This is a genomic window from Heyndrickxia coagulans DSM 1 = ATCC 7050, from assembly GCF_000290615.1.
GTDB lineage: Bacteria > Bacillota > Bacilli > Bacillales > Bacillaceae_C > Weizmannia > Weizmannia coagulans.
In genome coordinates this window covers 1-22599 of sequence record NZ_ALAS01000081.1, presented here as the reverse complement: position 1 = coordinate 22599, position 22599 = coordinate 1, and the positions used below count along the sequence as shown (strand labels likewise).

Sequence of the window (22599 nt, the reverse complement as noted above, 5' to 3'; positions counted from 1 at the left end):
TTGATTCCGGTTTATTTTTTCGCTTCGCTGCGCAAATTCCCGATGCCGGTCAGGATTTGCGCTTCGCCGCGAATCTTGATCATGGAAGTATGTTCGGTAAACTGTGCGACCAGCACTTCGCCATCATCCAGCATTTCCGTATGGTTCAGCTTCGTATCGGTACCCCTTGACAGCCCAATGACGCTTACCCCATCCTGCAACGCTTTCACTACGATATAATCTGCCTGCGCCTCTGCCTTCATTTTCGGTCCTCCTTTTATTCGTTTAAAAAGCTTTTCATATATTCATCTTACCACAGCGCCGTTTGCAGTCAAAGCGCCGAAAACGCCGCGCTCAGGCTCTCCCCCCGGCTGTGCCGGGATTTCACAGGCTTTTGCACCGGGAAAACGGGCGCCAAACGTATGCACGTTTCCCTTTTTCCGTTTTTTGGACCCTGCTGTATTAAAAAAAGGCTGCCCAGGCAGCCTTTTTTCCGCTCAAAGCAACCATATGTAATTACTTCACTGCGTCTTTAAGCGCTTTCCCCGGCTTGAATGCAGGCACTTTGCTTGCCGCAATATCGATTTCCTCGCCGGTTTGCGGGTTTCTTCCTTTACGGGCAGCGCGTTCGCGCACTTCGAAATTACCAAACCCGATCAGTTGGACTTTATCTCCGTTTGCCAATGCATTTTGAATTGTATCAAAAATAGCGTCAACTGCTTTTGTCGTATCCTTTTTGGAAAGTTCGGTAGCTTCTGCCACTGCATTGATTAAATCCGTTTTATTCATTCCATTCACCTCCTCCAAAAGAAACATAGAAGTCATTTCCAGCTTCTTCTCTTCAGTGTATACGGTTTTCCCTCATCATAAACGTTTAAAACCGGATAGAATCAGGCTTTTCAGCACCAATTCTGTTAAAAGATTATCATAATCGCAAGAGAGGTGCAAGAACTATTCGCTAACAAAGGAAAACTTTTCAACTTTTTTTCGGATTTAAAGTACTTTTCTCGAAAAATTCAAACTTGCAGAAAACATATTTTGCGGGTGCACGGATACAAAAAAGGGATACCGCGGTATCCCTCTTACAAAATAATGGCGATCAGGCCGCCTGACCCTTCGTTAATGATCCGTTCGAGCGTTTCTTTTAACTTATAGCGGGCATTTTCCGGCATGAGCGATAATTTTGCCTGGATGCCTTCCCTGACAATGGAACTTAAGTTGCGCCCGAAAATATCCGAATTCCAGATGGACAGCGGGTCATCTTCAAAATCCTGCATCAGGTACCGCACAAGCTCCTCGCTCTGCTTTTCCGTCCCGATGATCGGGGCAAATTCCGATTCGACATCGACTTTGATCATATGGATGGACGGCGCCACCGCTTTCAGCCGGACGCCGAAACGGGATCCCTGGCGGATGATTTCCGGCTCATCCAGGCTCATATCCTGCAGGGAAGGTGAGGCAATCCCATAGCCGGTTTGTTTCACCATTTTTAAAGCATCGGAAATTTGATCGTATTCCGATTTCGCATGGGCAAAATCCTGCATCAGCTCGAGCAGATGATCCTTGCCGCGGATTTCAACGCCGACGATTTCCTTTAAAACCTGATCGTACAGTTCATCCGGCGCCTCGAGATCGATTTCCGCCACCCCTTGCCCCATTTCAATGCCGGCAAGGCTTGCAGATTCAATAAACTCATATTCGTTAAAAGCCTGGACAACGCGGTCCACATCGCGCAGCCGCTTAATGTCTTTTACCGATTCTTTCACGGCGTCCTGATAATTTTCACGCAGCCAGTGGTTTTCTTTTAACACCATCACCCAGCTCGGCAGGTTCACATTGACTTCCAGTACCGGAAATTCGTACAGCGCTTCACGCAGCACATTCAGCACATCGGCTTCACGCATGCTTTCCACTGACATGGCGAGCACCGGAAGATCATATTTTTCCTGCAATTCCGTCCTCAGTATTTCCGTCTCCGGATGGTGCGGCTTTGCCGAATTGACAACAATGATAAACGGTTTTCCGACTTCTTTTAACTCGGCAACAACCCTTTCCTCCGCTTCCACGTAATCCTCACGCGGAATTTCGCCGATCGTGCCGTCTGTTGTGATCACAACCCCGATGCTTGAATGTTCCTGAATGACCTTTCTCGTGCCGATTTCCGCCGCTTCGTGGAAGGAAATCGGTTCTTCATACCACGGCGTATGGATCATGCGCGGGCCGTTTTCATCTTCATATCCTTTCGCGCCCGGAACCGTGTAGCCGACACAGTCGACAAGCCGGATATTCACATCAAGCCCTTCATCGACATGGACAGCAACCGCCTGGTTCGGCACAAATTTCGGTTCTGTCGTCATAATCGTTTTCCCGGCCGCGCTTTGCGGGAGTTCGTCCTGCGCCCGGTTTCTGTCCGCTTCGTTTGTAATGTTCGGAAGCACAACGAGTTCCATGAATTTTTTAATAAAAGTGGATTTCCCCGTTCTGACGGCGCCCACGACCCCCAAATAAATATCGCCGCCCGTACGTTCTGCAATATCTTTAAAAATATCAACTTTTTCCAATTTGTTTCCCTCCCCACATTCGTTCCCGGGACACCATCATTCGCGCTGATGATAAGACATTATATGTGTATGATGTTGTCCGACCGCCTTATGTCTATAAAATGATTTTTTTATAGATTTTCAAAAAGTTGCTGTACAGGATTTGCCTCCTGTTTATTTTTTCAAAATTTTTCCTTGCGAAGAGACGCGAGACCTAAAAAATAAACCCTTTCTCTAACAATATATTGGGATGAGAAAGGGTTATGACTATTTTGCCATAAATACCGGTTCATTTTTTTGATTTACGGTACAGGGGAGGGAATAAGCCGGTACAAACGGAGAGCCTTCGGTTAACAGCACGCGGATATCTTCCCCGGGTTTAAACGCCCGCTTGCCCGTTTTGAGCGCTTTTGCCAGATCAACCCGGTAATCGACATAAATGCCGCCTCTGCCGGTAATGACAAGCGGCAGTTTCCGGCCGGTATACGGTGACACCACGTACGGATCTGTTTTGTAACCAAGCTTTTTAAAATCTAAAGCGTATACATTTCTTGCAATCTCTTTTTTAAACGGCGGATAGCCCTGGGACGCAATCCGGATTTGCAAGTCTCTTATTTTATCGGGTATTCTCGTATCAAACACTTTTACCACCGGATGATGTTCCGGATCAAGCAGCACATACTGCAGGGTGCCGCCGTTGTCATACGCATTTGCCGGCGGATCGGGCAGGTAGTTTTTCGGGCTTTTCAGTTTATTGAAATCAATCGGGTATTTTACGTAAACCGGCGTATTTTGCGGCTTTGTCTTGATCGGGAGCAGGCCGCCGTTGTCTTTCCGGTATGCATCTACCGCTTTTTGCACCATTTGAAGCTGCATGTCATCCGGCAGCCTGCTTTCTTTTTCCTGTGCCCCCGGATAAAGGCAGCCGCCTAAACTGATGCAGGAGAAAACGGTCAGAAGCAGCAGCATATTTTTGAAGCGCAAAATGATCTCCCCCTCCGGTTAATTTGCCGGCCCGCTCAGCACGATATAAGCCATAATCAGGCCGCCCAGCGCCAGGCAGGCATACGCAATCACAGCAGCCGCCCATTTGAACAGTTTTTGTTTCAGCCTATATCTGCTGGCAAGAATCAATACCATCGCCAAACAGAGCAGGCCCATGCCGAAAAGCGAAATCCACATATTCGCCATCCCCCGGGACAAAACAATCTCCCCTTTCTCCCTTGTAAAATTCGTAAACCTTTCGGACTTCGGACATTATATCATAAGCTTTTGAAATGTTTCAATTTACGGCATAAAAAAAGGCCGGGGCAAACGTCTGCCCCGGAGAAAAGGTTAACTATACCCAGCCTGCGCAGTTTAAAGCGAATTCTTTTTCCTTGCAGTTTATGCAGCATGCCTCCGTCCGGTATCATCCGAAAGCCTACCGGGACTTTTTTGCCAAGGAAAGCTAGTACTGTTCCCCCAGCACATCCATCAAACCTTCCATTTCATGTTTTTTCAGCCGGCCCATTAAATTGTCGACTGCTTCTTTCGGGTCAAGTCCTTCAAATAAGACATGGTAAAGGGCATCGGTAATCGGCATTTTGACTTCGTACCGGCTGGAGAGCTGGTACGCCGCCTTTGTTGTCCGGACGCCTTCCACGACCATTCCCATCTGTTCCAGCACATCATCGAGCTTTTTGCCTTTGCCGAGCATATTGCCGGCCCGCCAGTTCCGCGAGTGAACGCTCGTGCAAGTCACGATCAGGTCGCCAATCCCGGCAAGCCCTAAAAATGTCAGCGGATTTGCGCCCATTTTCGTGCCGAGCCGGGCGATTTCCGCAAGCCCTCTCGTCATTAAAGCGGCTTTCGCATTGTCCCCATAGCCGAGGCCGTCCGAAATGCCGGCTGCAAGTGCAATAATATTTTTCAGGGAACCGCCCAATTCGACGCCAATGATGTCGGGATTCGTATAGACGCGGAAATTCGAGTTCATAAAAATGTCCTGTGCTTTTTTGGCAGCTGCCATTTTTTTCGATGAAACGGTTACGGTTGTCGGGTGGCGCAGGCTGACTTCTTCAGCATGGCTCGGCCCCGATAAAACCGTCAGATCCCGCAGCAACGATTCCGGAATTTCTTCTTCAATCATTTCCGAAATGCGCATCAGGGAACCCGGTTCAATCCCTTTGGTGACATGGATGATGGAAAGCGGGCTTTTCCGCACCGCTTTCACTTGCCTGCATACATCGCGCACCGCTTTTGTAGGGACCGCCAGTACAGCGGTATCAATGCCGTTTAACGCTTCTTCAAGTGAAAAGGTGCCGGTAATTGCGGGTTGCAGCTTGATGCCCGGCAAATAAAACGCGTTTGTATGGGATGTATTGATTTCATCGATCTGGCCTTTTTTGTTTCCCCACAACCTGACCTTAAAGCCGTTATCAGCCAAAACAATCGACAAGGCAGTGCCCCAGCTCCCCGCGCCGAGCACTGCGATCGTTTTTTTGGACAAATAAAACACCCTCTTTATATTTATTTACGCGCACGGGCGATGATATGGATCGGCGTTCCGGTAAAACCAAACGCATCACGGATCCGGTTTTCCAAAAACCGTTCGTACGAAAAATGCATCAATTCGGGATCATTGACAAACACAACGATCGTCGGCGGTTTGACGGAGACTTGCGTCGCATAAAAGATTTTCAGCCGCCGCCCTTTGTCTGTCGGCGTCGGATTCATCGCAACCGCATCTGTTATGACTTCATTCAGCACGCTGGACTTCACGCGCATCGCATGGTTCTCGCTGACCGTCTTAAGCAGCGGGAACAGCTGGTCCAGCCTCTTTTTTGTTTTTGCCGACACGTAAATGACCGGCGCATAATCAAGAAACTGGAAATGGTCCCGGATTTTCTGCGTAAACTGATCCATTGTTTTTTCATCTTTTTGAACGGCATCCCATTTGTTTACCACAATGATCACGCCGCGGCCCGCTTCATGGGCGTAGCCGGCAATCCGCTTATCCTGTTCCCGGATCCCTTCCTCGCCGTTTAAAACAACACAGACGACATCGGAACGCTCAATGGCCCTCAATGCGCGCAGCACACTGTATTTTTCCGTGTTTTCATACACTTTTCCTTTTTTGCGCATCCCTGCTGTATCAATCATAACATAAGTTTGGCCTTCATAAGTATAGACGGTATCCACCGCGTCTCTCGTCGTTCCCTCTATTTCACTGACAATGACGCGCTCTTCACCGAGAATCGCATTGAACAGGGAAGATTTTCCGACGTTCGGCCTCCCGATAAAACAAAATTTAATGACATCTTCCCCGTACTCCTCGTCCGCTTTCTCAGGAAAATGTTTGACAACTGCATCGAGCAGGTCGCCAAGGCCGAGGCCATGCGCGCCGGATATCGGGAAAGGATCGCCAAAACCGAGGGCGTAAAAATCATAAATCTGGGTGCGCATCTCGGGATTGTCAACCTTGTTCACTGCCAGAACGACCGGCTTTTTTGACCGGTACAATATTTTGGCGACCATTTCATCCGCAGAAGTCACGCCTTCTCTACCGCTTGTAATAAAAATGATCACATCCGCTTCCTGGATGGCGATTTCAGCCTGCTGCCGGATCTGCTCGAGAAACGGTTCATCCCCGATATCAATGCCGCCTGTATCAATCACGTTAAATTCGTGTGTCAGCCATTCTGCCGGACTGTATATACGGTCTCTTGTCACTCCCGGAACATCTTCCACAATAGAAACCCGCTCTCCTACAATTCGGTTAAAAATGGTAGATTTGCCTACATTCGGGCGTCCGACAATTGCCACAACCGGTTTTGCCATACGATTCACCCTTTCTGTTCCGTTTTCGCAAAACAAATCAACTTTAGTAGTTTATCAATATTTTCTTGTTCAGGCAATATCCCACAAATCATCCCGGCCTTTCCTTTTTTGCTGCTTTTTCTGATATGAGATTCAAGGCGGCATCCATGATATGCCAGCCGTACGCATAGAGGAGAAAAAGCCCGGCGATATCGAGATATGCCGCAGAGCCTGCCGTAACATGGTAATCCCATTTTGCAAGCACCAGTGCATACAGAATTTCCCCTTGTGCCGTACCGGTCAGTGCGGCGGCAACGGCATCCATTTTTGAACGAAAAAGCAAATGGACAAGGATAAACAAAAACAGGCTGTAGCAAATGGTACGCCAGGCAAACATCCAGACCGGATCGTACAGTTCAAATAACAACAGGCCTGCATAGCCTGTCATCACGATAAAGACGCCGGCGAGCCGGGCCAAAAGCGCCCATTTCGAAAATTTGCCGAAGTACCCATAACCGGCAGCCATGATGACGATGAGCGCCCAGCTGATATCGAGACGGCCCACCGCCGCTTGATGCGGAAAGCTGATCACGAGCAGCAAAGCAACCAGTGCTGCCGGAAACCGTAAACGGTGATGCCTGTCCAGCAAAAATGTCGCCCAAATCCATACCGCCCACATCACCCCCAAAAAAAATGCTCCTTCCACGGTGCACCCTCCTTTATCTCCATTATGGGAAAGATTACACCGGGTTAACCGCAAGTTTTTCGCTTTTTTCAGGCATACTACAAACGGGGGTGAATGGGCAATGGGAAAAGACCGCCAGGAGAAAAAACTACGCCAAAGCGGGCGTGTGGAAAGCGACCGTGACCAGGCGCTCCACTACGGAGGGGCAACCCGCCTTGAAAGCGCTGATGAAGCACGCAAACGGCAGTAAAATGAGCGGTTAATAGGCAAGACAAAGCGCAAAAAAGCTGAGCGGCACCGGCTACACGGGCGCCTCTCAGCTTTTTCATTCCAACCGGACGGGCTTTTTTACTGCTTAAATTTCTTCAACTGGTCCCCGATCATATCCCCAAGCTGGAACCCGGTATTTTCTTCTGGAAGGTCATAATCAGAAGCTGCTGTATCAGCCTGTTCCAGTTCTTTCATGCTTAAGGACAAGCGGTGCGCCTGTTCATTGACATCGAGCACTTTCACCTGCACTTCCTGCCCTTCCCTTAACACTTCATGAGGGGTGGACACATGCTTATGGGAAATTTGTGAAATATGGACAAGCCCTTCAACGCCCGGGAATACTTCCACAAATGCCCCGAACGAAACCAAGCGTTTTACCGTCCCGGTAAGGACAGTCCCCTTCTGTGCTTTCTGTTCAATGCCTTCCCAGGGGCCCGGAAGTGTATCCTTGATGGACAAGGAAATCCGCCCGTTGTCCCGGTCCACCGACAACACTTTCACTTTGACCTTTTCCCCTTCTTTGACGACATCGGACGGCGTTTCCACCCGTTCATGCGCAAGCTGGGAAATATGGACAAGGCCGTCAATTCCGCCGATATCGACAAAAGCGCCGAAATTCGTCAGCCTTTGCACGGTCCCTTCCAGCACCTGGCCTGCTTCGAGATGGTCAAGAATATCCTGGCGTTTTTCTTCTTTTTCTTTTTCCACCACAGCCCGGTGTGATAAAATCAACCGGTTTTTGTCCTCGTCCAGTTCAACGATCAAAAAGGGCAATGTTTTCCCTTTATAGTCGGAGAAGTCTTCAACAAAGTGGTCCTCGACAAGCGATGCAGGGACAAAGCCGCGGACACCCAAATCGACAACAAGGCCGCCTTTTACCACTTCATTAACTTCCGCTTCGATGATTTCCTGGTTTTCAAATTTTTCCTTCAGCTCATCCCATGCTTTTTCAGCATCATATTTCCGTTTGGAAAGAATGACGGCGTCTTCTTCCACTTTCGTAACGACGAGATTCAGCTCGTCCCCTTCTTTCACGGCATCTGATGCGGTTTCAATATGGAGATTGGAAAGCTCGCTGATCGGAATAATCCCGTCCACTTTGCTGCCTTCAATGGAAACGAGCACTTGCTTTTCCTCCACTTTGACAACCGATGCTTTCACTTTATCCCCTACAGAAAGGGACCGTACTTCTATTTCATTCATTTCGTCTGGCATATGTACTTCCTCCTTATCCGGCGCTTCAAATACCATTGAATATACCCGTTCTTTTCAAATTAATTCGTATAATTCAAAAAGAAACGCTTTCCTATCAAATTTCTAACATCTTTTACTTTTTGTCAAGTAAAGAAGCCGATTGCTGCTGTGTGATTTTTTCTTTTGCCATCGCAAGAATCTTTCCGGCAACTTCATCAATGTCCATGCTTGTCGTGTCCAGTTCTACGGCGTCCGCCGCTTTAGAGAGCGGTGAAACTTCCCGTTCGGAATCCAGCCTGTCCCTTTCCTCAATCTCCTGTTTTAAACGGCTGAGGTCTGAAGGGATCCCTTTTGCAACATTTTCGGCATGGCGCCGCTTTGCGCGCTCATCGGCGCTGGCCAGCAAAAAAATCTTCAATTCGGCATCCGGCAATACTTTTGTCCCGATATCCCGGCCGTCCATGACAACGCCGCCGCCACGGGCGAGCATCCGCTGCCGCTTGACCATTTCTTCACGGACAACGGCATGCTTTGAAACAGCTGAAACTGCTCTCGTCACTTCCCTTTCCCTGATCTTGCCGGTTACGTCTTCACCGTCGACAAAAACAATCTGGCCGTTTTCCCCCGGCTCCAGGCGGATATTTGTCTTGTACAAAAGTTTGGCAAGCGCATTGCCGTCTTCAAGGTCCGTTCCGTACTGCAGCGCTTTATAAGTAAGCGACCGGTACATTGCGCCTGTATCAATGTAAATATATTGCAACTGCTCGGCAACTTTTTTCGCCGCCGTGCTTTTCCCTGCAGCAGCAGGACCGTCGATGGCAATATTGATTTTTTTCATACAACGATTTCACCCTATTCTCTCTTGTTGCATATACCCGTTTTTTGAGCAGATAAAAGGATACACCCTCTTTATAGTGTACCATAAAATGGTGAATCCTCCTATCCATGAAATGCAAGTTTTATCCGGAAAGGCCCTTTTTACGGAGCAAAAGCTGCTGCTCGAAGCAAAAACGCAGGATATACTGCCTCTCTTTTGCGCTTGTATCTTTAAACTGGAGCGAGGCCCCCGTTTTTCCACCGGTTTCAAACAGCCTGACGACGGAAAAAAGCAGCTGCAAGTACTGGTAGCCTTCTTTTAGCGGCAGGACAAGAAGCGCTTTTCCTGTTTCATGCTCCCCCGGGCGGATATTGCGAGGCAAGTAGACGGCGCAGCCGCCCGAACTGATGTCTTTTGTAACTGCCGTTGTTTTCAAATTGGATTCCGGAAAGGTGAGGGCAATATCGAGCGCGACATCTACCCTGACATATTGCCGCCGCTGGATCTTGCGCACATCTTCCGGCTCCGGTACGGATAAAATAAGCATCGGGATATTGCCGAGTTCCCTGCCGGTGACTTTTGATGAAAACCGGTAAGGAATCTGGCCGTCCGAAACGAAATCAACGAGCAGCCCCTGGCCAATCAGCAAAAATACGGTCCGGTTTGTTTCCAGGTCGATCGGGTAATCAATATAAATTTTATCCTCTTTTATATCCGCAATTTTACATCTGTATCTTTTACCTGTGTCTTTGTCTTCCAGTGTGAGTTCCAGCCCGACTTTTAACATCTTTCCAATCCCCTTTTATAGATTCCAATCTTATTATGACACAGGCGGGGCGGTTTTGTATTCTTTTTTCGCGCTTCATATCTTTTTTTTGCCAAAAGGCCCGGCTGTATGCCGGGCAATGCTCATATGGACTTGCCGTATGCTCTTTCCGTATTTTTCAGCTTTTCCACTTTTTCTTCGTTGCCGTTTTCCGCGTTGATGTAAATCCGGTATGTTTCATCATGCAACACGCCGAGAAATTCATAACAGAGCACTTCTCGGTTCATGTCGCCGGTCATAATCGCAAGGCGGCTTTCCATAATGTCAAGCTTCGGGTTCACACGGGCTCTTGCTTCTTTTTCACTGATGGCGGGCTTTGGAATATCCCTTTTTTGATGGCTTTTCAGAAAATCATCCGCCACAAACCCGATCACCTGGCCGTTGTCAAGCGCCACTTTTAATTTGACCGTTTCCGGATAAATGCGGACATTCCCCTGTTTCGCAGCGAAAGAAAAAACACCGACGTTGTCATATTGCATGCTTTCAAACATATCCATTTTCTCAAAATGGTGCCGGTTTAAAAAATCCGCCGCTTTCTTTTGGGCCCCGTTTAAACTGATTTTTTGCTTCCCCACCGGGCGCTTGTTGAAAAACCAGACCGGGTATCCCCCTTTCCGCGTAACATCCGCGGTTGTTTCATAGCCGTTTTTGTCTTTTAAACGGACGGTGTAAAAAGAAAAACGGGCGCCTTTTTGATTCGGTTTGGCTTCCGCCTTTCGGGCCGTTTTGACTCCGGCGTATTGTTTTACAGTGGCGACCGCCTGTTTTTTGCTGATCATTTTTCCTTCCAGGTGCTCATAATGGTCATCTCGGTTTTGGAAACTCGTAAAAGACGGGCTGTTCAAATCAGCATTGTCATAGCCTTTGACCGTCCTTTCGACCGTCTTAAAGCCGTCGATGATCGTGTTATCCTTCGTTTCTTTTCCTTGGGCAAGGGCGCGTTCCACGTCCATCCAGCGGAGATTGTGCTGTAAAACGTTATTTTGCACGCCCCGGATCTGGTCCTGGATATCCGCGCTCTGGCCGTACAGTTTTTTCAGTGAAGCATACTCTTTATCGGATAGAGGTTCTTTGTCCAAATCGCGCACCGCCGTCCGGTAGCTGAAATTCCCGATATCAGTCAGAAATTCTTCCGTTTTATGAAAAGGCAGAAGCGATAACGGAAGCTGGCCAACATCCGCATGCGCTTCCGATGTCAGGCGCCACACTTCAGCCAGTGCCGGTGAAAGGGACTTGCGCGAATTCATGGCGAGGGTGTTTCCAATTTCATCATGCAAAAGGTCCACTTTGTATGCAAGGTCATGAAAAGCCCTTTGATACGTGCTTTCTGCATTTAACAAGACCGCCTCTTTTTCACGGTGCTCTTTATATGCCCAGGCAGCAGTCCCGCAAAGCCCGAGGGCAAGCACAACAATCATTGCCCGTTTCAGCATATTCATTTCCCCCTCTTATTTGCAAAAAATATGTTTACCGATTCGTTTGATTTGCGGCCTTGACCAGATCCACTTGCTTGTTGCGGTCGCCGGATTAAAATAATACAGCGCATTTCCGGACGGATCCCAGCCGTTGATCGCATCGAGGACGGCTTTTTTTGCCGTATCATTCGGCGCAAGCCAGATCTGCCCGTCGGAAACACAGGTAAACGCACCCGGTTCGAAAATCACCCCGGGAATGGTGTTTGGAAAAGACGGGCTCTCAATACGGTTTAAGATAACAGCCGCCACGGCCACCTGCCCTTCATACGGTTCGCCGCGCGCCTCCCCGTAAACCGCTCGTTGCAAAAGGCGGATGTCGTTTTGTGAAAAGCCGTTCGGCACATTGGTTGCGGTTTGGGCCGGTTTTTTGGCTGCCGTTTTCGGTGCCTGCTTTTTTGTGCCGCCGTAATACGTAAATTTTTTCCCGCTTGCAACCATGGACTTTACGTATGCCGCATCGTATTTTGACGCTTTGACAAGTTTCTTTTTGACGCCCGGTCCGGCGAGGCCGTCAACAGGCATTCCGTATGCCTTCTGGAAATTTCTTAAAGCCCAGTAAGTGCTGTAACCAAACACCCCGTCAATCGTTCCTTTATAGTAACCGATGTACTGCAGCCTCGCCTGCAGTTCAATCACATCATCCCCGACCGCCCCTTTTTGAATCACCTGATTCGAAAACGCCCGGGCCGTCTCGCTTGTGCCAAAAGAAAACAAGGCCAATACAGCACAAAGCAGCAACATGTATTTTAAGCGATTTTTTTCAATCATACCGCACCCCCCAAAAACTTTAAGCATTATCCGTAGTTTCTGGAGAAGGCGGCAATTTTATACAAGACATAAAAAAACAACCGGCGATTTATCCGGTTGTTTTGCCCATTATCATAATTGTTGTGTTCCTGCCGCATCCTGCGCAAAATGTTCGGCAGAAAGGCTGTGCGCCTGCTTTGCTTTTTTCAGGCCGAGCCACCAAAGCCCGAGCATAAACGGCACCATAAAATACAGCCATTTTTGCTGGGTGAGCATAATCCAGTCGTAAAACCCATGCAAGATCACCGGCACAATGAAAGAAAAAAGGAACCAGCTTTTTTTGCGCGGGGAGAATCTGGATTTTCCCATATAAAAGCCCATCATGACACCGAAAACGGCATGGCTTGATACAGGAAGAAGCGCACGCCCGAAAGCCAGGTCAACGCCGCCCGAAAAAAGCGATAAAATATTTTCAAACGTGGCAAATCCAAGCGAGACGCTGACGCCGTACACAATGCCGTCAAAAGGTTCATCAAATTCCCGGTTAAAAAACACAATAGCGGCCAAACACAGCCACTTGCAAAGTTCCTCCGGCAAAGCGGAATGGAGGAAAGCATGCCAGATGCTGCCCGAAAACAGATGCTCCCGTTCGAGGATAAACTGCAAAAACATGACCGGCAGCGTGATAAGCGCACCGTATAAAAACGCTTTTGCAACAACAAGTATCGGCTCAGGCTCAAACTGGTCCCGCAAATAAAAATAGCATAGCAGGGCAAGTCCGGGGGCGATGCCGGCTGACAAAAGAACAAGCATATCGAAACCTCGCTTTTTGTAAAAATCAAATGATCCGTGCAGAGTTTTGTTTTCATCGTAACATGAAAAAGCCGGAAAAGAAATACTGCCCCCTGAAAAAACCTTTAATTTCCTTTTTGCAAGTGAGCCTCCCGTTTTTTGATCTCAGCGGCAATCACACCGCCATGGAAACGCCCGTTTTCAATAAAAATCTCATTGGCATTGTTTCCGGCAGCAAGCACGCCCGCAATAAAAATTCCTTCAACATTCGTTTCCATTGTCTCTTCTTTGTAATGTGGGCGACCTGTTTCCGGATCGACGCCCACTCCCATTTTCCGCAAAAACGAATGATCCGGATGATAACCGACCATCGCAAATACAAAATCATTCCGGATCTCTTTCACTTCTCCGCCCGCTTCGTATACAACGCTCTGTTCTTTAATTTCTTTCACGTGCGCCTGAAATTCCATTTTCACTTTCCCGTGGCGGATAAGCGAATCAAATTCCGGCAATATCCACGGTTTAATGCTTTCGGAATAATGATCGCCGCGGTACAGCACGGTCACGCGGGCGCCTGCCTTGTGAAGTTCAATGGCGGCGTCCACAGCAGAGTTTTTTCCGCCGATCACGCAAACATCGGTGTCAAAAAACGGATGGGCTTCTTTAAAATAATGGTACACTTTGTTTAAATCTTCCCCCGGGACATCCAGCCTGTTCGGATTGTCGTAATAGCCGGTTGCGATGACCACATAAGGCGTCTCATATTGGCCTTTTGTCGTCGTAACGATAAAGGTTCCGCGTTTCTTTTCGACACGGAGCGCTTCTTCAAACCGGCGGATGCGAAGGGCTTTCAGTTTCGCCACTTCGCGGTAGTATGTAAGCGCCTGATTGCGCTTCGGCTTTAAATTTTCGGTAATAAACGGCACATCGCCGATTGCAAGCCGGTCGCTTGAACTGAAAAAAGTCTGGTGCGTCGGATAACGGTAAATCGCATTGACGACATTTCCTTTTTCCAGTATAAGCGGATGTTTCCCGATTTCCTGCAGGCTGATTGCAGCAGCCAATCCGCAAGGGCCGCCGCCAATAATGATACAATCTTCTTTTCGCATGTTTGTCCACTCATCCTTTTTTCGTATCTGCCTTTTCGTTTTCATCCATTTATTTAAAAATCTCCCACCGTAACACGACAGGAGATTTCAGCCTTCTTCTTCTAAAACCTGTAAAGCCCCGTTTGCCGCCCGGCTGGAGCCGGCTTTCGGAAACTCTAAATCCAGCCTCTGAACCGCGAAGCTTCCGCCACTCTTCTTACACCGATCATATAAGCGGCAAGCCGCATGTTCACCCGGCGTGAGCGGGAAGTATTGTAGACCGTATTAAACGACTGGACAAGCACTTTTTCAAGTTTTTCTTCCACTTCTTCCTCCGTCCAGTAATACCCCTGGTTATTCTGTACCCATTCAAAATACGAAACCGTGACGCCCCCGGCAGATGCAAGTACATCCGGAACGAGCAGAATGCCGCGGTTGGTTAAAATTTCGGTTGCTTCAAGCGTTGTCGGGCCGTTTGCTGCTTCCACCACAATTTTCGCCTGGATATTATGGGCGTTTTCTTCTGTAATTTGGTTTTCAATGGCGGCCGGAACGAGAATATCGCAATCCAGTTCAAGCAATTCCTTGTTCGTAATCGTATTTTTAAACAGGGTTGTAACCGTCCCGAAACTGTCGCGGCGGTCGAGCAAATAGTCAATATCAAGGCCTTCCGGATCATGCAGCGCGCCGTATGCGTCGGATATGCCAATCACTTTTGCGCCCGCATCATGCATAAATTTTGCAAGGAAACTTCCGGCATTGCCGAACCCCTGAATGACAACCCTGGCGCCTTTTAAATCAATCCCTTTTTTTCTGGCCGCCTCGCGAATGCAGATGGTTACCCCTTTGGCCGTAGCGGATTCGCGGCCGTGCGAACCGCCAAGCACAAGCGGTTTTCCTGTGATAAAGCCCGGCGAATTAAATTCGTCGATCCGGCTGTATTCATCCATCATCCAGGCCATTATTTGCGAATTTGTAAACACGTCCGGTGCCGGAATGTCTTTCGTCGGACCGACAATCTGGCTGATCGCCCGGACATAGCCGCGGCTCAAATTCTCGAGCTCGCGGAAAGACATTTTCCGCGGATCGCAGATGATGCCGCCTTTTCCTCCCCCATACGGCAGATTCACAATGCCGCATTTTAGCGTCATCCATATAGACAAGGCTTTCACTTCATTTTCCGTCACATCCGGATGAAACCGGACGCCTCCTTTTGTCGGGCCGACAGCATCATTGTGCTGCGCGCGGTACCCCGTAAAAATCTTAACCGTACCATCATCCATTCTGACGGGAATTTTAACCGTTAACATACGGACCGGCTCTTTTAAAAGTTCGTATACTTCTTCAGGGTATCCAAGCTTTTCAAGAGCTTCGTGAATAATTGTCTGTGTCGATTTCAGCACATCTCGACTTGCTTCCATTGTTTGATGATCTGCGCCCTTTTCGGCTGCCATTATCGCAAACCTCCTAGATACGAAAGAAATATCTGCTATCAAATTTAGTATACAACTTTCCCCAGCAGATGAAAACCTGAAAAAACATGCCGGACGGTTACGGGAAATGCTTCAGAAGTTCCGCAAGTGCATTTTGCTCAAACACCGCGATCCCGTATTCCCGGACCATAAACGGGGAGATTTGCGCGCGCTCGCCGTATTCAAGAATAAGCGGCGCATTTTGGGTCCAAGGTTTTTGCAGCAAATAATACTGGTCTTCGAATATATAAAGGCTGCACGCGGAAATCCGGCCGATCTGGTTTAAAAAGCCCGCAAGCGCAATCATTTCCTCAATCGATGGAAACCAATAGGCTTCTTCCTGTTCCAAGTTTTCCGGGTCCGCCCATTCGCCCGGATCCGCGTCGTCCGCTTCCCCTACTGTCAGAATAAACACCAATTCCTGGACATTAAAGGAATAGATTTCAATGGTCAGCATGTCGCTTTCGCCGACATGGTAAGCCTGATCCGCCAACTCCAGCATTTCTTCAAATAAATGATTCCAAATGGGCGAGTCGAGATCGTTTTCCATAATACCGCGTTCCGATAACTCTTCAAACGTAATGGAGTATTTAATTTTATTGGATGAAATCCGTTCCAGCTTCATTGATTTCCGCCCCCTGCATACGGATCTTACCTTATCGTATGCGGGAGGGGAAAGATGGTTCATGATGGCCGCCTGTTGCTTTCGATCGTAATCAAATGGGCTTCCGGTTTTGCGCAAAGCCTGAGCGGAACAAGCGTCGTGCCGTAACCGTTGCTTATGAGATGGATAACATTGCGCGCTTTTCTCACCCCGCCGCGCCTGTAGCGGCTGAGACCGAGAATGCGGATCTGCCCGCCGTGCGTATGGCCGCTCAGCATCACATCGATATCGTCCCATTCATGAAGCTGGTGGATCATTTTCGGGTTATGGCTGATTAAAATCCGGAGATCGTCCGGTTGCACCGATTGAAGCGCTTCATCAAGATTTTCATTTTCCGTCGTCAAATCATCCACGCCGATCAGCGCAATCCGTTTTTTTCCGTTTACGCATACAAAATCCGCCGCGTTGCGCAGCGTGCGGACGCCGGTTCTGGCAAAAACGGCCGCGAGCGCTTTGCCGTCCGCTTCATAATCATTATTTCCCCACACAAAAAATACCGGGCCAATTCTTTTCAGCAACCGCAAATTTTCTTCTGTTCTGGAAAGCGGAACCCCCTTTTCCAGCAAATCTCCCCCGATTACTGCAAACCGTGCTTTCCCTGTTGCCTCTTCCACCAGTCCGGGATCGATTTTGCGCCGGTGGATATCGGAAATAAAGAAAAAAGTGCACGGCTCCTCTCCGGCCGGATATTCATCAAGCAAAAACCGGTGCCGGACGAGCCGGTTTAACGATGCTTCATAGCGCATATACATCAATAAGACTATGCCAAGCAAAGAGGCAATCCATAAAAATGCAAACATACACGAGAGCTCCTGTTCCGCCGGGTCCTTGCCGGCACAAACGAAATTTTCTGCAATCCCTATTCGTATTATATCTTAATCACGCCAGATAGAAAGCATTCCGGCATTGTTTTTGACATAGCGGGAGAGAACCGCGCATAAAATGAAAAAGACTTTTAAATGTCAGGAGGACTGAGATGAAAAGCCATTATAAAACGTATCATCCCTTTATCGGGCCATTTGACCCCTGTCCGCCGATAACCGAAAAAGTTTATTCCACCCCGCCAAATTTGTATTTAGGGTTCCAGCCCCCGAACCTTCCTCAATTTGCACCGCAGGAAGCGTTGAGGCGCGGGACGCTTTGGAGGCCGCTTTATGACCCTTATTACAGCCCTTATGAACGGGCAAAGGAGGAAACCGATTGAAGCAGCTGCCAAAAGAGTATTACACAAGGCTTGAAGAACTGCAGGCCCTTGATTTTGCAATTGTGGAGCTGAACCTTTATTTGGATACCCATCCCGATGATCAGGCAGCGATCGAACAGTATAACACTTTTGTCCATGCCAGGAAAAAAGTCAAAAGAGCATTTGAAAAACAGTTCGGACCGCTGACAAACTTCGGGCACAGCTATTCGCCAACGCCTTTCCAGTGGAAAGAGCCGCCGTGGCCATGGCAGGTATAAGCAAATAAAGGGGGAAAACGTTCATGTGGATCTATGAGAAAAAATTGCAATATCCCGTCCGGGTCTCAAGCTGTAACCCGAGACTTGCGAAACTTTTAATCGAACAATACGGCGGAGCGGACGGAGAGCTTGCGGCAGCGCTCCGGTATTTGAACCAGCGCTACACCATCCCGGATAAAGTGATGGGGCTTTTAAATGATATCGGTACGGAAGAACTGGCCCATCTTGAGATGATTGCGACGATGGTCTTAAAATTAACAAAAGATGCCACGCCGGACCAATTGATTGCTGCCGGCCTTGACGCGCATTATGTGGACCATGATAAGGCACTGCATTACCATAATGCCGCAGGGGCCCCATGGACAGCCACCTATATCCAGGCAAAAGGGGACCCGATTGCCGACATCTATGAAGACATTGCCGCCGAAGAAAAAGCGCGGGCTACGTATCAATGGATCATCAATTTAAGTGACGACCCCGACCTAAATGACGGGCTCCGCTTTTTAAGGGAGCGGGAGATTATCCACTCGCAGCGGTTCCGCGAAGCCGCGCAAATTTTAATGGAAGAAAGAGGCAGGAAAAAAATTTTTTAGAAGATGCCAGGGCATCTTCTTTTTTTCGGCGGCTTTGAGTCCCCGTGCCTGTTTCCGGTGAATGGCTACTTATTCTCGTGGTATAAATTAATATCAAACTCTTTTTGCATCATTTCGAATACAAGGTGGCGGTCCTTCCAGCTTTCCCCTTTCCATAAATCCTTGCTTTTATCAATAATTTCACAGCGGAGCGCATGGAATTCTTTTTCAGCCTTTTCCCGCTTGTCAAACAAGATTTTACTCATGCCCCAAAACGCGGCGGCCAAGAGCAGGAAAAACAGCTGAAACGGGCTTTCTGAAATGCCGGAGAAAACGGAGAACATGGAATCGGCATTTTCAAAAGAACGGTAAACATAGTAAGCCCATGCGCATGTGTAGAGCATGCTTGTCCAAAGAAAAACAAGATGCCGCATCCGAAGCCGGTCAAATTTTTTTTTGCGTTTGACGACACCCTGTAACATCTGCTTTGTCGCCGCATCTGTCCCTTTTAGCCCGGTGATGGACGGCTCCATATTGATCCCTCCCTCACTCCACTATATGCTGCAGGAGGCTGATCCATGACAAGCAAGCAGTTTGCCCTGTCCTGAAAATTTGCGCCTGCAGATTTTTCCCTTCTTGCGGCGCCATTTATCGCGGCATGGGCGTCTATCTGAAAAACAAAAAAGTATAACAGATGTAAACGGCAATCGGCACTAAAATAAAAATGACAGCCAACAGGTTCACAAGCGGCAACCTGGAACGGGATTCCTTTTTGGTACTTTTCCGCTTTTCCGCCCGCGAAACGGCCGCCGCCGTTTGTTTCTCCGTTTTTTCCTTTGCTTTGCCGGCCGGTTCAAGCTTTTGCCGCCGTTTTTCCATTTCAATGATATATTTTTCGTCTGACATGGCTTCCCCTTCCCCACATCCGGACTAAATCCTCTGTTTTTTGATGCGGATACCCAGTAAACAATCGATTGTAAAATGCATGATGATGACTGCCGGAAGATTTTCATGAGAAAGCGCATAAACGGCACCAATCCAAAAACTTAAAAGCAGCACATTCGCAATCAAATACCAGTGGCCAAAATACCGGATATGCATGAGTGCAAAAATAAGGCTTGCTGCCGGCAATCCAAAATGCGTCTGGATGACGCCCCGGAACAAGAGCTCTTCCGCCACCGCGATCAGCGCCGTTAAAGCAATAATGTCCGAAATTGAACGGGATTTAAAAATCCGCTCATTTACGCCCCCGTCATCATAATACGCTTTCGGGAGCCATTTCATGAGCAAAGTATCCGCCGCAACGACAGCGGCTCCGTTTAATAAACCATATGTACATTTCGCAAATGACAAGTGAAAGTGCTGAAAAAATGCTTCGCCATCCGGAAATAACAGAAATCCGAGCAAAGCGGCAGCAAACAGGAGAATCAGCTGCGTCAAAATTAAGTGAAAAGTAAGTTCCCGGTCTGTGAGTTCCTTGATCAAATCCGCCTGTTTTCTTCGCGCCATTTCTGTTCCCCTTTTCTGAATAGATCCTGCAAAAGCAATTCCCAGGCAGGAACGGTTTCCAGGGTGCCCCCGCTTTTTTGATTGCTTTCATATAAGGCTGTTTCAAGGCCGCAAATGTCACAGCACGCTTCATTGCCTGCAGCGGGCGGTTCACCGAAATACCGTAAAATTTCCGAGCGGCGGCATGACGAAGACCGGACCATCTGCACCATTTCCTTTAACTTCCTTCGCTTGTACGCCATCCGCTCGTCCCGGATGGCTGCAACCTCCCGGATCCATGCTTCTTCCGGCAGGTTAAGCGCTCTGTGGTGCGCTAGGAACCGGAGTTGCGGTTCCGTGCATCCGAGCAGCGCCCCGGCTTCCTTCAGATCCCCTTTCCATCTGCTAAAAGCGGCCAATTGTGCATCAGTCGGAAGCTCAGCCTCGATCAGCTGAAGCGGGAGCCGTTCATCCCCTTCCGTATACAAAAGGACGGCAATGCTCGGGAGCCCGTCCCGCCCGGCTCTGCCGATTTCCTGCAGATAGGCTTCCATCTGCAACGGCAGGTGAAAATGGATGACAAAGCGGATATCTGCTTTGTCCACCCCCATGCCAAACGCGCTTGTCGCACAAATGATCCCGATCTGTCCGTAAATAAACTGCTGCTGGATCAAAATTCTTTGCTCCTGGTCAATGCCGCTGTGATAGGCGGCTGCTTCGGCGATTCCCTCCTGCCTTAACCGCGCCGCCATTTCCTCAGCCGCCTTTTTGCTTGAAAAATAGATGATACCGGGCTTCTGCAAGTTTTTCGCATAGGCAACTAGTTTTTCCTCTTTTTCGCGGTATGAAGGAATCCGGTCTATTTTAATGGCGATATTGGGCCTGTTGACAGAATAAATAAACCGGTTTGGGTCTTTTAAGCCGAGATACTTGCAAATATCGTCCCTCACCTGTTCTGTTGCTGTGGCGGTCAGGGCAAGGGTAAGCGGTGTACCCAATTGTTTCCGGATTTCGCCAAGGTTTAAGTATTCCGGCCTGAAATCATGGCCCCATTGGGAAATACAATGCGCTTCATCGACCGCAAACAGCGCAGTCCGGATTTGTTTTAATTTTCCGAGGACATGGCGGTTGTGCAGCATCTCCGGCGAAACAAAGATAAATTTGAAAGCACCCAGATGTGCAAGGGCGGCTTCCCGCTCCGGACCGGTTAAAAACGAATTTAACGCCACCACACTTTTTTCGCCGCGCATTTTCATCTGCTCTGTCTGATCCTGCATGAGCGATAAAAGCGGGGAAACGATGATGCAGGATCCGTCCAGCAAATAGGCAGGCAACTGATAGCATAAAGATTTTCCGGTACCGGTCGCAAGCATCGCCAGTGTATCTTTGCCGTCCAGCAGCGAACGGATGACTTTTTCCTGCCCCGCCCGGAATGCGCTGAACCCGAACTTACTTTTCAAAAAGCTTAAAAGATCCACTGCAGCCCATCCTTTCCGCCAATACAAGTCGAATATGGAAATACGGGACATCCCCTACTTTTTCTTTAATCGGTTTTAATTTCTTCGTATTTAAATCAGCGGCTGCCCGGATGATCTTTTGTTCTTCATCCTTTGGCACATACCGGTTCAGCGGAAAATCCGGGACCGTTAACGCGATTTCAATCAGATGGTCTTCAATTGTGCTTTGCTTTAACCCTCTCAGCGTGCTGATTTCCGCAATCGTTTTCCCTTGCTTCAAGAAGCCGAATGTCACCGAGGCAGACCGGGTCAGCGGCAGGGCCTTTTGCACATCATGAAGCATTTGGTATAAATACCAGAATGTTTCAGGATCTCCCAGGATGCGCCGGACCATAAAATGAAGCAAATGCAAATATCGATACCAGTACTCCACAGGATCAAGGTGCAGGGCGGAGGCAGCCTGCGTGATTGTATATCCGATCCGGCCCGCACCCGTCAACCGGAGGACAAAAATTTCAGGCTTTTCCGGCGGGCTGCCGGAAAACAGGCTGTAAAATTCACGATACAGATGCTCTGCTAAAGCAGTCCGGCTTTTTGCATGCTGTTTCAGCCAGTTTTTTGCCCAAGCCTGCAGAGCCGGGTCCCTTTGAACCGGATAATATACTTTATTTCCATACACTAAGTTGGATACGGCCTGGGTGATGAGGTTCAGCCTTTTCCAAAACAGATTTGCCGAATCCTGGTATTTCAAGCCGTCCAGGTAAGGAAACCTTTCTTCCATCCTGCCGGTTGCCAAAAGCCGGGCAGCGCCTTTTTTTGTGACCACGCAGGCATCCGGGCCGCTTTTTTGCAGTAATCCGGCTATTAAAAGGGCTTCTACTTCGCGTGTGAAATCTTCGCGGGAAATAAATGGAAACGTCTGAAAGAGCCTGCCGATCTTGAAAAAATGGGAATCCTGGATGGTCTGTGCTGATTTTTTCCCGTTTAAAAGATGAAAAACAGCATAAGGGGTGCGTTCTCCATTCAGGTTGCTGAAGCAATCCAGCAATACAGCCTGTAAAAAAGGCATCTGAATCCTCTCCTGTTCTTTTGCTGAAAAAAGGGGAAAGTGCAAGGAAAAATCGGGGGTTGGTTCTATTTTAACATGGAAACCGGAGATTTGTTTACCATTTTTTTCATTGATCAGTTCTGAAGAGTAAATTCATCAATTTTTAGATGTTTTATGATAAAATGACTTATCCACATTTAGAAAATTTTTCCATCTATTTTTT

Annotated in this window: 27 protein-coding genes; 4 read left to right on the top strand and 23 right to left on the bottom strand. The window is 48.4% G+C overall.

The window, feature by feature from the left end; all coding sequences use genetic code 11:
* Positions 1 to 11: 11 nt before the first annotated feature.
* From mtrB to IC21_RS03340, 8 genes are all read right to left on the bottom strand, one after another.
* Positions 12 to 242 carry a trp RNA-binding attenuation protein MtrB gene (mtrB, locus tag IC21_RS03375; RefSeq protein WP_013859512.1) on the bottom strand — a complete coding sequence of 77 codons (231 nt, stop codon included), beginning with the start codon at positions 240 to 242 and terminating at the stop codon, positions 12 to 14.
* 253 nt (positions 243 to 495) lie between these two features.
* Entirely contained in the window at positions 496 to 768 is a 273-nt protein-coding gene (gene hbs / locus IC21_RS03370; RefSeq protein ID WP_013859513.1) for a non-specific DNA-binding protein Hbs, read from the bottom strand.
* A 293-nt stretch (positions 769 to 1061) separates the two neighbouring features.
* Positions 1062 to 2540: a stage IV sporulation protein A gene (gene spoIVA, locus IC21_RS03365; protein ID WP_013859514.1), complete on the bottom strand. Its 1479-nt coding sequence runs from the start codon at positions 2538 to 2540 to the stop codon at positions 1062 to 1064.
* A gap of 246 nt (positions 2541 to 2786) precedes the next feature.
* Entirely contained in the window at positions 2787 to 3503 is a 717-nt protein-coding gene (locus IC21_RS03360; RefSeq protein WP_019720952.1) for a YphF family lipoprotein, read from the bottom strand.
* 18 nt (positions 3504 to 3521) lie between these two features.
* On the bottom strand, positions 3522 to 3701 hold the full coding sequence (locus IC21_RS03355; RefSeq protein WP_234969435.1) for a DUF2768 domain-containing protein: 180 nt from the start codon (positions 3699 to 3701) through the stop codon (positions 3522 to 3524).
* A gap of 268 nt (positions 3702 to 3969) precedes the next feature.
* Positions 3970 to 5010: an NAD(P)H-dependent glycerol-3-phosphate dehydrogenase gene (locus tag IC21_RS03350; RefSeq protein WP_013859517.1), complete on the bottom strand. Its 1041-nt coding sequence runs from the start codon at positions 5008 to 5010 to the stop codon at positions 3970 to 3972.
* A gap of 20 nt (positions 5011 to 5030) precedes the next feature.
* Positions 5031 to 6341, bottom strand: a complete 1311-nt coding sequence (gene der / locus IC21_RS03345; RefSeq protein ID WP_013859518.1) for a ribosome biogenesis GTPase Der — start codon at positions 6339 to 6341, stop codon at positions 5031 to 5033.
* An 88-nt stretch (positions 6342 to 6429) separates the two neighbouring features.
* On the bottom strand, positions 6430 to 7026 hold the full coding sequence (locus IC21_RS03340) for a YphA family membrane protein (protein ID WP_029141521.1): 597 nt from the start codon (positions 7024 to 7026) through the stop codon (positions 6430 to 6432).
* A 100-nt stretch (positions 7027 to 7126) separates the two neighbouring features.
* On the opposite strand from IC21_RS03340, the gene IC21_RS16095 reads away from it, so the two are divergent.
* Positions 7127 to 7255 (top strand): YpzI family protein, encoded by a 129-nt coding sequence (locus IC21_RS16095; RefSeq protein ID WP_013859520.1) that lies wholly within the window; start codon positions 7127 to 7129, stop codon positions 7253 to 7255.
* Between the two features lie 98 nt (positions 7256 to 7353).
* On the opposite strand, the gene rpsA is transcribed toward IC21_RS16095, so the two are convergent.
* The 10 genes from rpsA to IC21_RS03290 all read right to left on the bottom strand — a co-directional run bounded on the left by rpsA (position 7354) and on the right by IC21_RS03290 (position 17150).
* On the bottom strand, positions 7354 to 8490 hold the full coding sequence (rpsA, locus tag IC21_RS03335) for a 30S ribosomal protein S1 (protein ID WP_013859521.1): 1137 nt from the start codon (positions 8488 to 8490) through the stop codon (positions 7354 to 7356).
* 112 nt (positions 8491 to 8602) lie between these two features.
* Positions 8603 to 9307, bottom strand: coding sequence for a (d)CMP kinase (cmk, locus tag IC21_RS03330; protein ID WP_017552425.1), 705 nt, complete (start codon positions 9305 to 9307; stop codon positions 8603 to 8605).
* Between the two features lie 121 nt (positions 9308 to 9428).
* Positions 9429 to 10073, bottom strand: a complete 645-nt coding sequence (locus IC21_RS03325) for a flagellar brake protein (RefSeq protein ID WP_029141522.1) — start codon at positions 10071 to 10073, stop codon at positions 9429 to 9431.
* A 122-nt stretch (positions 10074 to 10195) separates the two neighbouring features.
* Positions 10196 to 11545, bottom strand: coding sequence for a germination protein YpeB (gene ypeB / locus IC21_RS03320; RefSeq protein WP_029141523.1), 1350 nt, complete (start codon positions 11543 to 11545; stop codon positions 10196 to 10198).
* 15 nt (positions 11546 to 11560) lie between these two features.
* On the bottom strand, positions 11561 to 12355 hold the full coding sequence (sleB, locus tag IC21_RS03315; protein WP_029141524.1) for a spore cortex-lytic enzyme: 795 nt from the start codon (positions 12353 to 12355) through the stop codon (positions 11561 to 11563).
* Between the two features lie 111 nt (positions 12356 to 12466).
* Positions 12467 to 13147: a glutamic-type intramembrane protease PrsW gene (gene prsW / locus IC21_RS03310; protein ID WP_029141525.1), complete on the bottom strand. Its 681-nt coding sequence runs from the start codon at positions 13145 to 13147 to the stop codon at positions 12467 to 12469.
* Between the two features lie 104 nt (positions 13148 to 13251).
* A complete protein-coding gene (locus IC21_RS03305; RefSeq protein WP_029141306.1) occupies positions 13252 to 14235 on the bottom strand; it encodes a YpdA family putative bacillithiol disulfide reductase in 984 nt (327 codons plus the stop codon).
* Between the two features lie 155 nt (positions 14236 to 14390).
* Positions 14391 to 15668 (bottom strand): Glu/Leu/Phe/Val family dehydrogenase, encoded by a 1278-nt coding sequence (locus IC21_RS03300; RefSeq protein ID WP_029141526.1) that lies wholly within the window; start codon positions 15666 to 15668, stop codon positions 14391 to 14393.
* A gap of 97 nt (positions 15669 to 15765) precedes the next feature.
* Entirely contained in the window at positions 15766 to 16311 is a 546-nt protein-coding gene (locus IC21_RS03295) for an adaptor protein MecA (RefSeq protein ID WP_019720960.1), read from the bottom strand.
* Between the two features lie 59 nt (positions 16312 to 16370).
* Entirely contained in the window at positions 16371 to 17150 is a 780-nt protein-coding gene (locus IC21_RS03290; protein ID WP_029141527.1) for a metallophosphoesterase, read from the bottom strand.
* 176 nt (positions 17151 to 17326) lie between these two features.
* On the opposite strand from IC21_RS03290, the gene IC21_RS03285 reads away from it, so the two are divergent.
* The 3 genes from IC21_RS03285 to IC21_RS03275 are packed head-to-tail and all read left to right on the top strand — an operon-like array spanning position 17327 to position 18404.
* Positions 17327 to 17554 carry a spore coat associated protein CotJA gene (locus IC21_RS03285; protein WP_019720962.1) on the top strand — a complete coding sequence of 76 codons (228 nt, stop codon included), beginning with the start codon at positions 17327 to 17329 and terminating at the stop codon, positions 17552 to 17554.
* The gene (locus IC21_RS03280; RefSeq protein ID WP_017553600.1) at positions 17551 to 17811 is read left to right on the top strand and encodes a spore coat protein CotJB; all 261 of its coding nucleotides are present in this window, start codon (positions 17551 to 17553) and stop codon (positions 17809 to 17811) included. Before IC21_RS03285 ends, IC21_RS03280 begins: the two co-directional genes overlap by 4 nt.
* Positions 17812 to 17834: 23 nt before the next feature.
* On the top strand, positions 17835 to 18404 hold the full coding sequence (locus IC21_RS03275; protein ID WP_017553601.1) for a manganese catalase family protein: 570 nt from the start codon (positions 17835 to 17837) through the stop codon (positions 18402 to 18404).
* A gap of 65 nt (positions 18405 to 18469) precedes the next feature.
* Here IC21_RS03275 and IC21_RS03270 read toward each other — a convergent pair whose 3' ends face one another.
* The 5 genes from IC21_RS03270 to IC21_RS03250 form a co-directional block, all read right to left on the bottom strand.
* Positions 18470 to 18916 (bottom strand): YpbF family protein, encoded by a 447-nt coding sequence (locus IC21_RS03270; protein WP_013859532.1) that lies wholly within the window; start codon positions 18914 to 18916, stop codon positions 18470 to 18472.
* A gap of 133 nt (positions 18917 to 19049) precedes the next feature.
* Positions 19050 to 19289: a hypothetical protein gene (locus IC21_RS03265; protein WP_019720963.1), complete on the bottom strand. Its 240-nt coding sequence runs from the start codon at positions 19287 to 19289 to the stop codon at positions 19050 to 19052.
* Between the two features lie 24 nt (positions 19290 to 19313).
* Positions 19314 to 19892, bottom strand: a complete 579-nt coding sequence (locus tag IC21_RS03260) for a CPBP family intramembrane glutamic endopeptidase (RefSeq protein WP_017553602.1) — start codon at positions 19890 to 19892, stop codon at positions 19314 to 19316.
* Positions 19865 to 21349: a RecQ family ATP-dependent DNA helicase gene (locus IC21_RS03255; protein WP_029141528.1), complete on the bottom strand. Its 1485-nt coding sequence runs from the start codon at positions 21347 to 21349 to the stop codon at positions 19865 to 19867. The genes IC21_RS03260 and IC21_RS03255 overlap by 28 nt, the downstream gene beginning before the upstream one ends.
* On the bottom strand, positions 21321 to 22397 hold the full coding sequence (locus tag IC21_RS03250) for a YpbB family protein (protein ID WP_019720965.1): 1077 nt from the start codon (positions 22395 to 22397) through the stop codon (positions 21321 to 21323). The genes IC21_RS03255 and IC21_RS03250 overlap by 29 nt, the downstream gene beginning before the upstream one ends.
* Between the last annotated feature and the right edge of the window lie 202 nt (positions 22398 to 22599).

What these genes read in the sequence shown, in the direction of transcription:
- mtrB (WP_013859512.1), bottom strand. Translation starts at nt 242, where the DNA reads ATGAAGGCAGAGGCGCAGGCAGATTATATCGTAGTGAAAGCGTTGCAG.
- hbs (WP_013859513.1), bottom strand. Translation starts at nt 768, where the DNA reads ATGAATAAAACGGATTTAATCAATGCAGTGGCAGAAGCTACCGAACTT.
- IC21_RS03355 (WP_234969435.1), bottom strand. Translation starts at nt 3,701, where the DNA reads ATGTGGATTTCGCTTTTCGGCATGGGCCTGCTCTGTTTGGCGATGGTA.
- der (WP_013859518.1), bottom strand. Translation starts at nt 6,341, where the DNA reads ATGGCAAAACCGGTTGTGGCAATTGTCGGACGCCCGAATGTAGGCAAA.
- IC21_RS16095 (WP_013859520.1), top strand. Translation starts at nt 7,127, where the DNA reads ATGGGAAAAGACCGCCAGGAGAAAAAACTACGCCAAAGCGGGCGTGTG.
- rpsA (WP_013859521.1), bottom strand. Translation starts at nt 8,490, where the DNA reads ATGCCAGACGAAATGAATGAAATAGAAGTACGGTCCCTTTCTGTAGGG.
- cmk (WP_017552425.1), bottom strand. Translation starts at nt 9,307, where the DNA reads ATGAAAAAAATCAATATTGCCATCGACGGTCCTGCTGCTGCAGGGAAA.
- IC21_RS03325 (WP_029141522.1), bottom strand. Translation starts at nt 10,073, where the DNA reads ATGTTAAAAGTCGGGCTGGAACTCACACTGGAAGACAAAGACACAGGT.
- ypeB (WP_029141523.1), bottom strand. Translation starts at nt 11,545, where the DNA reads ATGCTGAAACGGGCAATGATTGTTGTGCTTGCCCTCGGGCTTTGCGGG.
- sleB (WP_029141524.1), bottom strand. Translation starts at nt 12,355, where the DNA reads ATGATTGAAAAAAATCGCTTAAAATACATGTTGCTGCTTTGTGCTGTA.
- prsW (WP_029141525.1), bottom strand. Translation starts at nt 13,147, where the DNA reads ATGCTTGTTCTTTTGTCAGCCGGCATCGCCCCCGGACTTGCCCTGCTA.
- IC21_RS03305 (WP_029141306.1), bottom strand. Translation starts at nt 14,235, where the DNA reads ATGCGAAAAGAAGATTGTATCATTATTGGCGGCGGCCCTTGCGGATTG.
- IC21_RS03300 (WP_029141526.1), bottom strand. Translation starts at nt 15,668, where the DNA reads ATGGCAGCCGAAAAGGGCGCAGATCATCAAACAATGGAAGCAAGTCGA.
- IC21_RS03295 (WP_019720960.1), bottom strand. Translation starts at nt 16,311, where the DNA reads ATGAAGCTGGAACGGATTTCATCCAATAAAATTAAATACTCCATTACG.
- IC21_RS03290 (WP_029141527.1), bottom strand. Translation starts at nt 17,150, where the DNA reads ATGTTTGCATTTTTATGGATTGCCTCTTTGCTTGGCATAGTCTTATTG.
- IC21_RS03285 (WP_019720962.1), top strand. Translation starts at nt 17,327, where the DNA reads ATGAAAAGCCATTATAAAACGTATCATCCCTTTATCGGGCCATTTGAC.
- IC21_RS03275 (WP_017553601.1), top strand. Translation starts at nt 17,835, where the DNA reads ATGTGGATCTATGAGAAAAAATTGCAATATCCCGTCCGGGTCTCAAGC.
- IC21_RS03270 (WP_013859532.1), bottom strand. Translation starts at nt 18,916, where the DNA reads ATGGAGCCGTCCATCACCGGGCTAAAAGGGACAGATGCGGCGACAAAG.
- IC21_RS03265 (WP_019720963.1), bottom strand. Translation starts at nt 19,289, where the DNA reads ATGTCAGACGAAAAATATATCATTGAAATGGAAAAACGGCGGCAAAAG.
- IC21_RS03260 (WP_017553602.1), bottom strand. Translation starts at nt 19,892, where the DNA reads ATGGCGCGAAGAAAACAGGCGGATTTGATCAAGGAACTCACAGACCGG.
- IC21_RS03250 (WP_019720965.1), bottom strand. Translation starts at nt 22,397, where the DNA reads ATGCCTTTTTTACAGGCTGTATTGCTGGATTGCTTCAGCAACCTGAAT.